The 14,801-nt window shown below is 37.2% G+C and carries 12 protein-coding genes; 3 read left to right on the top strand and 9 right to left on the bottom strand.

Going from position 1 to position 14,801, the window contains the following annotated elements; translation table 11 throughout:
* Positions 1-118: 118 nt before the first annotated feature.
* Entirely contained in the window at positions 119-1,519 is a 1,401-nt protein-coding gene (asnS, locus tag H4J39_RS03335) for an asparagine--tRNA ligase (RefSeq protein WP_182179436.1), read from the top strand.
* A gap of 207 nt (positions 1,520-1,726) precedes the next feature.
* Here the strand turns inward: asnS and H4J39_RS03330 are convergent, their stop codons facing one another.
* Positions 1,727-2,146, bottom strand: a complete 420-nt coding sequence (locus H4J39_RS03330; RefSeq protein ID WP_182225987.1) for an N-acetyltransferase — start codon at positions 2,144-2,146, stop codon at positions 1,727-1,729.
* 17 nt (positions 2,147-2,163) lie between these two features.
* Positions 2,164-2,712 (bottom strand): NAD(P)H nitroreductase, encoded by a 549-nt coding sequence (locus H4J39_RS03325; RefSeq protein ID WP_182225986.1) that lies wholly within the window; start codon positions 2,710-2,712, stop codon positions 2,164-2,166.
* Between the two features lie 203 nt (positions 2,713-2,915).
* Between H4J39_RS03325 and sppA the strand changes: the two genes are divergently transcribed.
* Entirely contained in the window at positions 2,916-4,814 is a 1,899-nt protein-coding gene (sppA, locus tag H4J39_RS03320) for a signal peptide peptidase SppA (RefSeq protein ID WP_259368745.1), read from the top strand.
* A 128-nt stretch (positions 4,815-4,942) separates the two neighbouring features.
* Positions 4,943-5,953 (top strand): asparaginase, encoded by a 1,011-nt coding sequence (gene ansA, locus H4J39_RS03315; RefSeq protein WP_182225985.1) that lies wholly within the window; start codon positions 4,943-4,945, stop codon positions 5,951-5,953.
* A gap of 366 nt (positions 5,954-6,319) precedes the next feature.
* Here the strand turns inward: ansA and H4J39_RS03310 are convergent, their stop codons facing one another.
* The 7 genes from H4J39_RS03310 to serS form a co-directional block, all read right to left on the bottom strand.
* Positions 6,320-9,145, bottom strand: a complete 2,826-nt coding sequence (locus H4J39_RS03310; RefSeq protein ID WP_182225984.1) for a DUF349 domain-containing protein — start codon at positions 9,143-9,145, stop codon at positions 6,320-6,322.
* Positions 9,142-9,432, bottom strand: a complete 291-nt coding sequence (locus H4J39_RS03305; protein ID WP_182225983.1) for a YeaC family protein — start codon at positions 9,430-9,432, stop codon at positions 9,142-9,144. Before H4J39_RS03305 ends, H4J39_RS03310 begins: the two co-directional genes overlap by 4 nt.
* Positions 9,433-9,481: 49 nt before the next feature.
* Positions 9,482-9,808, bottom strand: a complete 327-nt coding sequence (locus H4J39_RS03300) for a hypothetical protein (protein ID WP_182225982.1) — start codon at positions 9,806-9,808, stop codon at positions 9,482-9,484.
* 139 nt (positions 9,809-9,947) lie between these two features.
* Entirely contained in the window at positions 9,948-11,438 is a 1,491-nt protein-coding gene (locus H4J39_RS03295) for a sodium:alanine symporter family protein (RefSeq protein ID WP_182225981.1), read from the bottom strand.
* Between the two features lie 220 nt (positions 11,439-11,658).
* Positions 11,659-12,786 (bottom strand): carboxypeptidase family protein, encoded by a 1,128-nt coding sequence (locus H4J39_RS03290; RefSeq protein WP_182225980.1) that lies wholly within the window; start codon positions 12,784-12,786, stop codon positions 11,659-11,661.
* Positions 12,787-12,859: 73 nt separating this feature from the next.
* Positions 12,860-13,285, bottom strand: coding sequence for a TlpA disulfide reductase family protein (locus tag H4J39_RS03285; RefSeq protein ID WP_182226048.1), 426 nt, complete (start codon positions 13,283-13,285; stop codon positions 12,860-12,862).
* A gap of 208 nt (positions 13,286-13,493) precedes the next feature.
* Positions 13,494-14,774 (bottom strand): serine--tRNA ligase, encoded by a 1,281-nt coding sequence (gene serS, locus H4J39_RS03280; protein WP_182225979.1) that lies wholly within the window; start codon positions 14,772-14,774, stop codon positions 13,494-13,496.
* Between the last annotated feature and the right edge of the window lie 27 nt (positions 14,775-14,801).

The following is a 14,801-nucleotide window of genomic DNA, read 5'->3' as shown; positions in this document are numbered from 1 at the left end:
ACAACAGTAAAGGTAACATATCACACCTTAAAGTTAGTGCAAATAAATTCAGCATCCTAAACTGGATATATGTACAACTATCTATGACAATAATTAAATAAAGATAAGAGGTTGATAAATGTCAGTTATCTCAATCACTGATGTACTTGCTGGTAAATACCCAGTAAGTGAAGCAGTTACAGTACACGGTTGGATCCGAACTCGCCGTGATTCTAAAGCCGGTATTTCATTCTTAGCCGTGCATGACGGTTCATGTTTTGATGCTATTCAAGCCATCGCGCCAAGTGATCTCGATAATTATCAATCAGAAATATTAAAATTAACTACGGGTGCATCTGTAAAAGTCACCGGTATCTTGGTTGAATCTCCGGGTAAAGGTCAGTCATTTGAAATACAAGCGACGAAAGTAGAGATATTAGGCTTAGTTGATGACCCTGATACGTACCCAATGGCAGCAAAACGTCATAGTATAGAGTTTTTACGTGAACAAGCTCACTTACGTGCCCGTACTAATATCGGCGGAGCCGTTGCTCGTGTGCGCAATACCTTAGCTCAAGCGGTTCATCGTTTTCTTCACAGTAAAGGTTACTTTTGGATCAGCACGCCATTAATTACTGGCTCAGACTGTGAAGGTGCCGGTGAAATGTTTCGTGTTAGTACGCTTGATATGGAAAACTTACCTCGTACTGACAAAGGTGACGTTGACTACGGCAAAGATTTTTTTGGTAAAGAAACATTCTTAACGGTTTCTGGCCAGTTGAATGTAGAAACTTACGCATGTGCCCTTTCAAAAGTTTATACTTTTGGTCCGACATTTCGTGCTGAAAATTCAAACACCACACGTCACCTAGCAGAATTTTGGATGATCGAGCCAGAAATCGCTTTTGCTGATTTATCGGATGCTGCTGACCTTGCTGAAGAAATGTTGAAGTATGTTTTTCAAGCCGTACTTGATGAGCGTAGCGATGACATGGCTTTCTTTGAGCAACGTGTTGATAAAACAGTTGTAGATCGTATGAACTCAGTTATAAAAAATGATTTCGTTCGTTTAGATTACACTGACGCTATTACGATATTAGAAAATTGTGATAAAACATTCGAAAACAAAGTCGCTTGGGGTGTTGATCTTAACTCTGAGCACGAGCGTTACCTTGCTGAAGAGCATTTTAATGGTCCGGTAGTGTTACAAAACTATCCGAAAGACATTAAATCTTTTTACATGCGCTTAAATGATGACGGAAAAACAGTTGCTGCTATGGACATTTTAGCACCAGGCATTGGCGAAATTATTGGCGGTAGTCAACGCGAAGAACGTCTTGATGTATTAGACGCTCGTTTAGCTGAAATGAATTTGAATCAGGAGGACTACAGCTGGTATCGTGATTTACGCCGTTACGGCACAGTGCCTCATTCAGGTTTCGGTTTAGGTTTTGAACGCTTAGTTGCTTATGCAACAGGTATGCAAAACGTACGAGACGTAATTCCTTTCCCAAGAACGCCAAATAACGCGGCATTCTAGGCATCGAAGAAAGTCATAAAAAAACCTCTTTATTGAGGTTTTTTTATGTTCAGGATGAACGGTATGTCATGGTTACATGGATGTGAAAGAATGACAATGTTCAGGATGAACGGTATGTCATGGTTACATGGATGTGAAAGAATGACAATGTTCAGGATGAACGGTATGTCATGATCACATGGAGGGTTTCAGCCGAATTATCATGTGTTATTGGACAAGTTCTTTTACCATAAAATACTTACATCCTGTTTTGGGGTAATGCTCTTGCACCCACTTTGTTTGATAACCGTGCTTTTCGTAAAAAGGCATCGCTTGAAAGTTTAAAGTATCAAGCATACTTAAGGTACAACCTCTTCCGCTTGCTGCTTTTTCAAGTTCAGCTAAAATTCTAGTACCCACTTTCTTACCACGAAGTGACTCGTCGACCCAAAGCGTATTAATTAATAACCAATTGCCAAACGTACGTGCCGATGAACCAGCAATAATATCGCCTTGGTCATCGGTTATTTGAATAGCAAGTGGCTTGCGTTCATTTACTTCCCAATGCGACCAATTAAAGTCTGCGATTTTTTTATCGAGAAAGTTAATTAACGCTTGTTCAGGCTCGTCTAGTATTTCAATATTCATCAAAACCTCTTTGATCGTTAAAAGTATGATACATGTGATTCAATCGCTCTAGCGGGTTTAATTGGACGCTCTTTTAAAGGCGTACCAATATAAATAAAACCAATAATGTCATTGTCTGCACTTATCGCTAACTCGCGTTTTACCGAACTATTATAACTAAAGTCGCCTGTTCGCCACACGGCCCCATAACCCAAACTAAACGCCGCCATTTGCATAGCATGAGCACAACAACCTGCTGCTATAGTCTGTTCACCTTTAGGGACTTTTTCATGGTGTTGATATTGCGTACTCACCACAATAATTAAGGGGGCTCGATACGGCATGTTTTTAGCTTTTTCTATATTGGCTTCAGCAAAATTTTGCTCTATGGCAGCTTGTTCAAAGACTTGACTTAATTTATCTAAACCACTTTCTTTAATGACAGTAAAAAACCAAGGCGCTAAACAACCATGATCTGGCGCTCGCATACCTGCCCCCAGTATAAAATCAAGATCACTCGGCTGAGGCGCTGGCGATATTAGTCTGGGATTAGATTGTCGTTGTAATAATAATTCTTTAGCATTCATTAAGTATAAAGACCCGGTTATATTTTCGTTGTGATGATTATAAAGCTAATGTTTGATAACGGTAAAGCAAGCACTGCCAATAAAAAATAAAGCATGGTAAATAATGAGATTAATTTACGCAAAAACACATTTATTTACTATTGAGACTACATAAATGATCAATAATTAAGTAGCATGGCAGTAATTATAATTACAGACTTATCATGCCGACTATTATGACAGAACATACATCATTACCAAATGCTCCAGTAAAGCAAAGTGCTTTAAAACGAGTTACATTAAAAATTTTTAGTTTATTAAATTCATTTAGAAAAATAATTGTTAATCTTGTTTTTTTTATAGTACTTTTCTTCTTTATTGCTGCAATAGGTGGCGACGACGAAACAATTGTTGTTCCAGAGAATACTGCATTAGTTTTAAATATTACCGGTGATATTGTTGAACAAAAACATGTCATAGACCCGATGGATGCTTTGATTACTGAAGCACTAGAAGAAAAAGAAAAAAATCCTGAAGTGTTAATCACCGATATTATTAATGTCATTGAAAGCGCAAAAAATGACAAACGTATCAAAATGATCGTTTTACAACTTCAAGGAGTGAATAGTACCGGTCTGAGTAAGTTACAAGATATTGCCCAAGCTTTAGAAGAGTTTAAAGCGACGGGTAAACAAATAATCGCTGTTGGCGATCAATATTCTCAAGATCAATATTACTTAGCAAGTTCAGCTGATGAAGTATGGCTTAACCCGCGCGGTTGGTTATTGCTTGACGGTTATGGTCGCTACCAACTTTACTTCAAATCAGCATTAGAGAAATTGTCGATAAGCCAGCATATCTTTCGTGTGGGCACCTATAAATCGGCTGTTGAACCTTATATGCGTGACGATATGTCGGTTGCAGCTAAAGAAGCAAATAAATTATGGTTAAGTGATCTGTGGTCACAATATAAAAGTGATGTTGCACGTAACAGAAAGTTTTCAATTGATAACTTCGATGAAGATGCTGATGTTTTAGTCGCAAAATTAGAAAAAGCTGAGGGTAATATTGCGCAATACGCCTTAGATAACCTATGGGTTGATGCCTTAAAAAATCGTCAAGATATGAAAAAGTCTTTGATCAAGCTTGTTGGCAAGAATGCCGCAGGTGACAGTTATAATCACATCAGTTTTAAACATTATTTATCAGCAACATCTCCTCTGTATCCGATTATTAACCCAAACTCTGATAAAGTTGCCGTTATTGTAGCTAAAGGGACTATTTTAGATGGTAACCAAAAGCCAGGTGCTGTTGGCGGCGATAGTACAGCTGCATTGTTAAGAGAAGCACGTTTAAATAGCAAGGTAAAAGCGGTTGTTTTACGTGTCGACAGCCCAGGCGGTAGTGCTTATGCTTCTGAAATTATTCGTCAAGAAATAGAACTGATAAAACAAGCTGGAAAACCTGTTGTTGCTTCAATGGGAACTTATGCAGCCTCAGGTGGATATTGGATATCAGCACCTGCTGATAAAATAATAGCATCACCTGCAACCATTACCGGCTCTATTGGTATTTACGGCTTTTTCATGACCTTTGAAAATTCGTTAAGTAAACTGGGCGTGTATACCGATGGTGTTGGTACAACCGATATTGCAGGTTTTGGTGTTACCCGCCCACTGACTGAGGGTATGGCAAAAGTATTTCAATTAAATATTAATCGAGGTTACCAAGACTTTATCAGCCTTGTTGCTGAGAATAGAAATATGACCCTAGAACAGGTTGATAATATTGCTCAAGGGCGCGTATGGTCTGGCTTAAAAGCAAAAGAGTTGGGACTCGTTGATGAGCTAGGTAATTTAACAAGCGCCATTGATGCAGCCGCAGAATTAGCTGATCTTGAAACGTATGACACATTATTAATCGAAATAGAAAAATCACCTAAAGACCTTTTTCTACAAGGTTTAGTGGGCCAAGCAACAAGCTTTTTCCCTGAATCTGAAATAATAAGCTTAAGCAATACAGACAAGTTATTTTTACAATTGAAAAATCAATTATCGCACCTCAACTTACTTAATGATCCGCAAGGCATCTATTCTTTGTGTATGGCTTGTGAAATTAATTAGCCACTCTTTATGTTCAGGATGAACGGTATGTCATGATCACATGGATGTGAAAGAGTGACGATGTTCAGGATGAACAAGCTATTTTGATAACCAACCAAATAATGTAAGTAAGTATTCAAGGCAAATAAATGAAAAAGCGGATTTATATCGCCTACACGGGCGGCACAATAGGAATGAAGAACAGTGGCCAGGGTTACGTACCGGTAAAAGGCCATTTAACCGAGTCGATCAATGGGACGCCAGATTTTCATCGACAAGAGATGCCAGAGTTTACTATCAATGAATATTCGCCTTTAATCGATTCATCGAACATGACCCCAAGAGATTGGCAACGTATCGCTGATGATATAAAGGCTAATTACGATAATTACGATGGATTTGTTGTGTTGCATGGTACAGATACAATGGCTTACACCAGTTCTGCCCTTTCGTTTATGTTTGAAAATTTAGCCAAACCCGTCATTGTTACCGGCTCTCAAATTCCCTTAAGCCAATTACGTTCAGACGGACAAGTTAACTTATTAAATTCGCTTTATATTGCGGCAAACTACCCTATTAATGAAGTGGGGTTATATTTTAATAATAAATTATACCGGGGTAATCGTTGTATTAAAGCTTATGCTGATGGTTTTAACGCTTTTGACTCACCCAATATGCCACCACTTTTAGAGGCGGGCATTAATATAAAATTAGTTGAAGGTAAAATAAATGTAGTGAATGATGCGCCATTTACACTAGCGCAAATCACACCACAACCCATTGGGGTTGTTCATTTATACCCTGGGATATCAAGTGAGTTGGTCGCCAACATTATTAAACAACCCGTAAAAGCATTAATTATTCGCAGTTATGGCGTTGGCAATGCACCGCAAGATGAACAACTACTTGCTTGCTTAACACAAGCTTACCATCAAGGTATTGTTGTCGTTAATTGTAGCCAATGTATAAAAGGTACCGTTAACATGGATGGTTATGCAACGGGTGTCGCGTTAAGTAAATGTGGCGTTGTAGGTGGTGGCGATATGACGTTAGAAGCAACATTAACTAAGCTACATTATTTACTGAGCAAAGAATTACCACAAGCTGAAATTTGTCGTTTATTAAAAGAAAATTTACGCGGCGAACTCACCACTCACTAAGATGTTATTCACATTATAGTTAGGCTATTTTGCAGAATAAGCAAAATAGCCTAAATTATCGAACTATTTACATCGGGTTATCTGAAACGCCCTTGCCTCCAAACATAAAAAAATAAAATCATTTATTATCAGTAGCTTAACAAACCATTCATTCTGCTTTAATTGAAAATCATATTAAATAACACTTACAAAACCAGTAACACGTAACCAAAAACAAGGTGTTATTGCTCAACAAATATATAAATTTTATGTTTTTATCAAATATCTACTGAAAATAAACAACCTTAAAGGTGAGCTTATTTTGCAACAAATATAAAAAAGCCACTAAATAATCAGTGGCTTTTAACGTTATTTATTCACAGAATATCAACAATAAATGGCTTTAACTCTTGAGAGTAACGGCAAGTCAGTACGTGATAATTTACCTAATTTTAACCATTCAACAAATGATTTTGTTAAGTCGATAGGTTGTCCCGAAAGCATCTGGGTTTGCAATAATGTCACTTGAACTTGCATGCGCTTCGCTTTATATTCTGCCGGAGATTCCTTACTTGCTAATATCTCAAGCTCTAATGTCTTATCACTTCGGTCAACGCTACGGGTATTTTGATAACATTCTTGTAATCGTTTTTGCCAAACGTTGGGTAAATCTACCAGCGACTCACTGAACTTTTCAATTGATGGTGTTTCATCAGTGGCTATATTTTCTAAACAATTGAAAATCAATTGCCAAGTTTCAGTCTTTTTGTTTTCGTTAATCTCTGCTAATTTTTGTGTTATTTGTGTAAGTAGTTTTTCAGCCTGTGTTACTGCACTTTTGATCACCGGTTTTTGGCTAACAATCTTTAAACGTAATGCTTCAATATTTTCTTGTATCGTCAATAAATCAGAAGCAGAACTTTGGTCAACAATCTGTTGTTGGTAATTACCCAGTTGCTCCGTTAACTCAACTTGTTGATGTTGACGGTCAGATTGTTCAACCAATTTAGCTTCATCGCGTTTGGCAAATAGTTGGTCATTAACTTTCCTAAACTTTTGCCAAAGTTGATTCTCTTCGCGTTGTCCGCTGTAACCTATCGCTTGCCATTGTGTTTGTAGTTTTTTAACACTTTCAATAGCAGAAAAAACATCCTCATCAGTTAATGCTTGGGTGACTTGTGCAATCAGCAAATTTTTACTGTCACTGTTACGTTGGTGATAATTTCTTAATTCAAGCTTTACGGGTTGTAAACTTTCATTAAACGCTTCATTAAGTAACTGAAACTTCTGTTTATCGACCTGCCCTGAATTTTGCCATTGTTGACTTAATTTATTAAGTGTTCCGTCGGTGAACTTCCAATCAATAGCTTTATTGTCAGTACCTTCACTGATTTTTTTTGTAAAGTCATCAGCAAAACTTTGAGCGTTAACGATAAGCTGTTGGCGCGTGACAAGATGTTGCTCACGCAAATTTTCTTGTTCTGCATAAAATAAACGACAGGGAGCGAAAGCTTGTTCGCAAAGCGCATTAAATTGATAGTTTAATTCTTTTTCAACAGTCTCTTCTGCGTGTCCTAAAGAGTTCCAAGTAACACGAAATTGTTTTACTTTCGCTGCTTGGTCATTTGGGTTATCAAGTGGTTGGTTTACTAATAACTGAATATCAGCGAGTAGTTGGTGTTTTCTTGGCGTTGCAATTGAATGCTCTAAGTCACTTAGTTCAGCAATTTTATCTGAGATATCATCAAAGTCTCGTTGCACACGTGATTTTTGCTCATCGGATAAACCGTCATAATGTTTTTTAGCTTTTTTGAAAACTCCAAAAGCAGCATTATACTTGCCACTGATAATTAATCGTTTAACATCAGCGATTTTTTTCTGACATTGCGCTAATAATAATCCTTGCTCTTTAAGTAAAGACTTCAGGCCTTGTTGCCATTGTTTCTTTATTTCCTTAAACGCATCAACAATTGTTTGTGGTAAAACCCCTGCCGCTTTTTGCTCAACACTTTTCCATTCTTGTAACCATTCATCGAATAAAGGTTTGCGCAGGTTCAGCTCATCAATGTCTTTAGGTAAAGCTACTTGTGAAATTTTTGAAATCAAATGAGTGGCGTCACTCACTGATTGTGCAATTTCAGGTAACAACGCCAATTTTTTTGACTGTGCTTTAACTAAGACAATAAATGAGTCTTGCTCTTTCTTACTGAGTATTGATGCTGATATTTCTGAAATTAATTGTTCAAGTTGATGCTGGTATTGTGCTTCATCTAACTCACCGCTTTCAAATATTGTTGTGGTAAGTTTTTGACTAATTTCATTAAGCTGACGATTAAAATGTTCATTTGCGACTTTTTTATCGTGAATTAATTTATCAGCAATAATTTGTTGTTCATAAGCTTCATGCAGCGGAGCAAAATGTTTAATCAATTGTGCATTGATAACTTTATACTTTTGATTAAAACTGTCAGATTCGTGTGATGTTAAACAAGAAAAATCTTGATGGTAACTGTGCCACTGCTCTTCGAGGTCTGTTTGTTTTTCTTTGATTTGCAGATAATCATTAACGTCTTTTAAAGCGAGTAACTTGGCTAAAACTAACTGGACACCTTTTTTTATTTTGTCGGGCTGCTCTGCTAAGACTTTTAATTGTTCAATCTTTTGCTCAATCTGATTTTTTATTTGTTCATTACACGATTTCTTTATCAACTTGTCTAACACATCAACAGGTAGTGTTTGTTGCAGCAAGAATGTTTGTACTATTTCATTTTGCTTATGTGTAAATATAGAAAGCGTTAACGACGGCTTATTTATTTTTTCAAACAAGGCGATAACAACATCTGCTTGTGTTTCACTTTGTAACCATAATTCCAAAGATGGCAATTTATCATTAGTTTTTAATAACGCCAATTTATCTTGATTACTGATGGTAATGTCATGCTGGCCAAGTAAAATTTTCTCAACTTGCTTAATACAATACTCACGCACTTTTTTATTGTCGTTGTCTATGCTGTTTTGATGCCAAACACTAAATTTGGCGATTTTAAGGAGCGCAGCACGACGTACTAATTCATTAGGATCTGTTTGTGCGAGGGTTGTTAAGATAACTAATTCATCAGGATTACTCGATGATAAATCTTCATTAATCGCGGTTAACCGCACATTGTGTTCTTTGCTCTGCCATTTTGCTTTGAAAAATTTAGAAAAAATCATAGATCGGAAAACCTTGCAATATTATTGTCTGGATTGTTTTTAAGCTCAGCAAATTCGCTTTTTAACTGTCGTTTAGTTTTATCAACAATATGACCGTCTGCGCCAACACTTAAGATTTGATCTGAATTTAAATGTCTTGATTGATACGCCATAGTAATTTGCAATGCGGAGTCTTTTTGTGGTTTATCAACTACTGTACCTTCAGGCCATTTACCTGTTTCAGCAGCACACTTTAGCCGCAAGTACATTTCTTCTGACATATTGTCTACTAATGAAATAATATCCATTGTTTTATTTACAGCCTTTATTGCTTCGTTCTTTCGAGGAAAGTTAATGTTAATTTCGGTATTTAAGCATAAGTAAACGAACTCGGGTCGCAATATACCAAATAAAGCCAATGACTGCAGAACCTATACTCATATAATATTGCCATGTGCCTTGTTGAGCATCTTGCCAATACAAAAAGAGAAAACCACCACAAAAAAGTAGCATGGCAATAAAGGAGTGATTCATCAGGTTTTGCGATTGATTTATTTTGCTCAGTTTTTTCATTGATGCCATTTGACTCGCATCAACTGTGGTTAAATCTATTTCACAATGAGAGCAAGACTTCGCTTTGTCAGATATCTTTTTCTTACAGTTCGGGCAATTAATTACAGCCATAGGAAGATAACTTTTCATAAAATAATTAGTGTTAATATTCTACCTAAATTTAAGCAAAAAAAAACGTCCTAATGGACGTTTTTTAAAGTAATTTTACTTTTATTGTTAATTAATAACCCTAAAGCAATTATTAACAATGTTACTTGTTTTTATTGAAGCGATCTTCCCAGAACTTAGCTTTTTCGATACCGAGTTTTTTGGGATCAAAGGTAAATTTTGTTACCCCTAACTTCTGTTGGCTTTCATAATCTTTTAAGGCTTTAATTGCAGGTTTTGCCATAAAGAATATGGCGATAAGCGCAAATATATTCAACCATGCCATTAATCCTACGCCAATATCACCTAAACTCCAAGCGGCACTTGGTTCGGCAACCGTACCATAAAATACAGCGGACATTAAAACAACTTTAAGAAAAAATCTAAGTGCCGGCATTTTAATGGTTTTATTGATATAAGACACATTGTTTTCAGCAATAAAGTAATAAGCCAATACGGTTGTAAAAGCAAAGAAAAACAAGGCAATAGCAATAAAAGGCTTACCAAATCCTGTTAAAACACTATCAACAGCAATTTGCGTAAAAGCAGGACCACTAATCACAACATCACTCGCTAAGTTGCTAACAACAAAACTCGTCGCACCCTCTGGCATAACATTGTACGACTGAGTAATTAAGATCATAAATGCGGTTGCAGAACAGACAAACAAAGTATCAATATAAACAGAAAAGGCTTGCACTAAACCTTGTTGCGCTGGGTGTTCAACTTCGGCAGCAGCCGCGGCATGTGGACCAGTACCTTGTCCCGCTTCATTGGAATAAACCCCTCGTTTAACCCCCCAACCTATTGCAGCACCAAAACCTGCCATTGGCGTAAAGGCATCGGTAATAATTAACATAAAGACACCCGGCAATTGATCAATATGTAATGCAATAATAGTACAGGCAATAATAATGTAAGCTAATGCCATAAATGGCACAACAATTTGGGTAAAGTTAGCAATACGCTTAACACCACCAAAAATGATAAATCCAAGTAATAACACAATAAACACGGCGGTATAGACTTTAGTTAAAGGTAAATCACCCATAAAAGAAGTTACCGAACCACCTGATCCAAACACGTTGACCATTGCATCGCCGATACCGTTTGATTGCACAACCGGTAATAACACACCACAGGCGAGAATAGTTGATAAGGCAAATATCCATGCATACCACTTTTGGCCCAGCGCCTTTTCAATGTAATAAGCGGGACCACCTCGGTACTGCCCCTCTTCTTCTTCTTTATAAATTTGGGCATTGGTTGATTCAATATAAGCAGTGGCAGCACCCAAGAAGGCAACGACCCACATCCAAAAAACTGCACCAGGACCACCAAAACCTATCGCGGCTGCAACACCGGCAATATTACCCGTACCAACACGTCCGGATAAAGAAACAGCTAAAGCTTGGAAAGATGAAATACCTTTCTCTGAGCTTTTGCCTGAGAGTAATAAGCGAAACATTTCACGAAAATGACGTACTTGCGCAAATCGCGTTAAAATAGAGAAAAATACACCTGTACCTAAACAGAGATAAATTAAGTATGGGCTCCAAATATAGCCATTAATCGTATTTACAATTTCTTCCACATGACACTCCTGATTTATTATTATTATTTAGTTTTTTATCAATTGTATATTCGTTAACAATCAAGATATAAGTATCAACGTGCTAAAGCACGTTGAGTGATAACGAATACATATAAAATTTTTTAAGCTTTTTGCTATAGGTGGTATTTAAAGAGCTACCAAGGTAGCTCTTTGTAACACTTTATATAGCAGTGTTCCATTTATTAACTGAAGATATTGTTTAACGAAGGTCGCCAACAACATGATAAATGGCCGTTAGAAAATCACGACCAAATAAGCTACTGCGCGTGTCTGACCAGCCAACACTGCGATCTGGTAATAAATCATTGTCTTTAAATGGCATTTCTACCGTGTAAGACAAACATTTAAAATTATTACCGACCCAATTAGCGCCAACCGTTAAGTTTGCTTGGCCAGGTTCATCTTTGTCATAGCCTTTATCATCTTGAAATTCTGGTGTTACCGCTAATAAAATCGCTTTAAACTTTTCTTCTAAGGCTTGATGTTTAGCATCGTAACTAGGTATTCCTTCACAACCTGCAACAAAGTTGAACGGTAGAGCTTCATCGCCATGTATATCAAGGAACATGTCAACGCCAGTTGCTAACATTTTTTCACGCACTAAAAATACTTCAGGGCTACGTTCCATTGAAGGTTCTGCCCATTCACGGTTTAAATTAGTGCCCACGGCATTCGTTCTTAAATGTCCTCGAACTGAACCGTCGGGATTCATATTAGGTACTAAGTAAAACACTGAACTGTCTAATAGTGAGCGAGCAACCCCATCATCTTCATCAAGTAAACGGTCTATAAAACCTTCCATAAACCATTCAGCCATACTTTCACCCGGGTGCTGGCGTGCAGTTACCCAAATAACCTTCTTATTTGCGCCCTCTTCACCTACTTTCAATACTGAAATGTCACGGCCGTCTAATGTTTGCCCTAATACTTGTAACTGACAATCAATATCTAACTGGGCTTGATGTAGTAAGTCTTGGTGACGTTCATAGCTATATGGAGCAAAATAAGCGAAATAAACGGAGTCGTATTCAGGGGTTAACGTAATACTGAGTTTTTCACCATCAAATTCTGTTGGTACACGAAACCAGTGCTCTCGATCATAAGAAGCGACGGCCTGATAATCTGTCCAACCTTCGGTATAAGCTGAAGTACCCGCATTCATTAAATGCAGGGTATGCTCGCATCGCTCTGTATTATGAAGTTTAAAATGAAACCACTGATAAAAATCTGATTGATTGTCTTTAACAATTTCAAGTTGAATGTTATTGGCTTGGCTTTCGTCGATAACGCGGATATTGCCACTGTCAAAGTTTGATGTAATTTGCATATCGTGATCTGCTATTTTTGTTATGAATAGCCACAGTGTACACAATCAATGAAAAGATCAGAAGTAATATGCGCTAAAGTGTTCTAAGAAACAGCCCAATTTCAGACGAATAACCCATAGACTTTGCAATGACAGTATTTTTATCATCAATAACGTAATAGCTTGGGTACCCTTCTATCTTAAATTTGGTTTTTATATCTTCCGTGCCAAGTGCAATAGGGAAAGTTAATTGATGAAGACTTGAAAATTCAAAGACTTCTTTTTGGTCAACATAATCAAGTGCAACCGCAATGACATTTATTTGTGGGTTTTTCTCATATAATGCCTGTAGATTACTTATACTTGCATGACAAATTTGGCACCATGGCGCAAAAAAGTAAACAACCGTTGTTTGCTTTAAAGGGGATAGTACAATGGTTTTATAATCGAGTGTTTCTACAACAATGACTTGCTCGGCTATCTGCTCTCCTGTTGGCAGCATGTCTGTTTCTCGAAGCATCGAGAGGCCTTGAAAGATAGTAAAAAATACAATAATTTGAATCAATACACTTTTCAAAAAATTCACCTTTATAAATAAGTTAATCATTACTTTAATAATGTAATAGCATTATTTATAGACCCGAACATCACAATAAAACTTCAAAAAATTAATAAAAAAAATCCAATACCTAAGCATTGGATTATTATGATGAACGAATAAATCGATATTAACCGATTTGCGTTAAACCGTTCATATAAGGTTGTAATGCCGTAGGGACTTTTAAACTACCATCAGCCTGTTGATAATTTTCTAAAATAGCCACTAAAGTACGGCCAACGGCTAAACCTGAACCGTTTAACGTATGTAACAATTCTGGTTTTTTAGTTTCACTGTTTCTAAAGCGAGCCTGCATACGGCGTGCCTGAAAATCGCCCATATTAGAACATGAAGATATTTCACGGTAAGTATTTTGTGCCGGCAACCAAACTTCAATATCGAATGTTTTAGTGGCACTAAAACCAATATCACCGGTACACAAAATAACCGTACGGTAAGGTAACTCTAATTTTTCAAGAATTTTTTCAGCATGACCTGTGAGTGCTTCTAAGGCGCCAAACGAATCTTCAGGTTTAACAATTTGTACCATTTCAACTTTATCAAACTGATGTTGACGAATTAAACCACGAATATCACGACCGCCTGAGCCAGCTTCACTTCTAAAACATGGAGTATGCGCGCACATTTTAATAGGTAGTTCAGCTTCTTCAACAATCTCATTTCTGAGTAAATTCGTTAAAGGAACTTCTGCCGTTGGGATCAAAGAAAACTTCTTGTTACTCAAGTCGGTATGAAATAAGTCTTCACCAAATTTTGGTAACTGCCCTGTACCGTATAGTGACTCTTGATTCACTAAATAAGGTACGTACATTTCTTGATAACCATGCTCTTGTGTATGAACGTCTAACATCAGCTGTGCAAGCGCGCGGTGCATTTTAGCTATTTGACCACGTAATACGGCAAAACGGGTCCCTGCGAGTTTAGCACCACTTTCAAAATCTAAGCCATTACCGATGCCAGCGCCAACATCAACATGATCTTTAACCTCAAAATCAAATACGCGTGGCGTTCCCCAGCGTTTAATTTCAACGTTGTCATCTTCACTTGCACCTTCGGGTACAGATTCATGAATTAAATTTGGTACGGCAGACAGAATGTCATCAATTTTCGCAAGTACATCGTCTTGTTCGGCTTTTGCTGCATCTAAATCAGCACCTAATTGACTCACTTCAGCTAATAATGGCTGAATATCTTCGCCTTGAGCTTTCGCTTTCCCTATAGATTTCGAACGTGTATTGCGTTGGTTCTGTAACTCTTGAGTTTTAATTTGAAAAGCTTTTCGTTGCTCTTCTAATTGTATTAATAACGCAGTGTCTAATACAAAACCACGTTTCGCTAATTGTGCCGCAGTGGCTTCGATATCATTTCTAAATAATTTTGGATCAAGCATTTTGTTCACATCTACAAGTTGAGTGGT

Source organism: Colwellia sp. Bg11-12 (assembly GCF_014076955.1).
Taxonomy (GTDB): Bacteria; Pseudomonadota; Gammaproteobacteria; order Enterobacterales; family Alteromonadaceae; genus Colwellia_A.
This window is presented reverse-complemented; position numbering and strand designations above follow the sequence as displayed.

What these genes read in the sequence shown, in the direction of transcription:
- H4J39_RS03285 (WP_182226048.1), bottom strand. Translation starts at nt 13,285, where the DNA reads ATGCTTCGAGAAACAGACATGCTGCCAACAGGAGAGCAGATAGCCGAG.
- H4J39_RS03330 (WP_182225987.1), bottom strand. Translation starts at nt 2,146, where the DNA reads ATGAATATTGAAATACTAGACGAGCCTGAACAAGCGTTAATTAACTTT.
- serS (WP_182225979.1), bottom strand. Translation starts at nt 14,774, where the DNA reads ATGCTTGATCCAAAATTATTTAGAAATGATATCGAAGCCACTGCGGCA.
- H4J39_RS03305 (WP_182225983.1), bottom strand. Translation starts at nt 9,432, where the DNA reads ATGGATATTATTTCATTAGTAGACAATATGTCAGAAGAAATGTACTTG.
- H4J39_RS03310 (WP_182225984.1), bottom strand. Translation starts at nt 9,145, where the DNA reads ATGATTTTTTCTAAATTTTTCAAAGCAAAATGGCAGAGCAAAGAACAC.
- sppA (WP_259368745.1), top strand. Translation starts at nt 2,916, where the DNA reads ATGCCGACTATTATGACAGAACATACATCATTACCAAATGCTCCAGTA.
- H4J39_RS03325 (WP_182225986.1), bottom strand. Translation starts at nt 2,712, where the DNA reads ATGAATGCTAAAGAATTATTATTACAACGACAATCTAATCCCAGACTA.
- asnS (WP_182179436.1), top strand. Translation starts at nt 119, where the DNA reads ATGTCAGTTATCTCAATCACTGATGTACTTGCTGGTAAATACCCAGTA.
- ansA (WP_182225985.1), top strand. Translation starts at nt 4,943, where the DNA reads ATGAAAAAGCGGATTTATATCGCCTACACGGGCGGCACAATAGGAATG.
- H4J39_RS03300 (WP_182225982.1), bottom strand. Translation starts at nt 9,808, where the DNA reads ATGGCTGTAATTAATTGCCCGAACTGTAAGAAAAAGATATCTGACAAA.
- H4J39_RS03290 (WP_182225980.1), bottom strand. Translation starts at nt 12,786, where the DNA reads ATGCAAATTACATCAAACTTTGACAGTGGCAATATCCGCGTTATCGAC.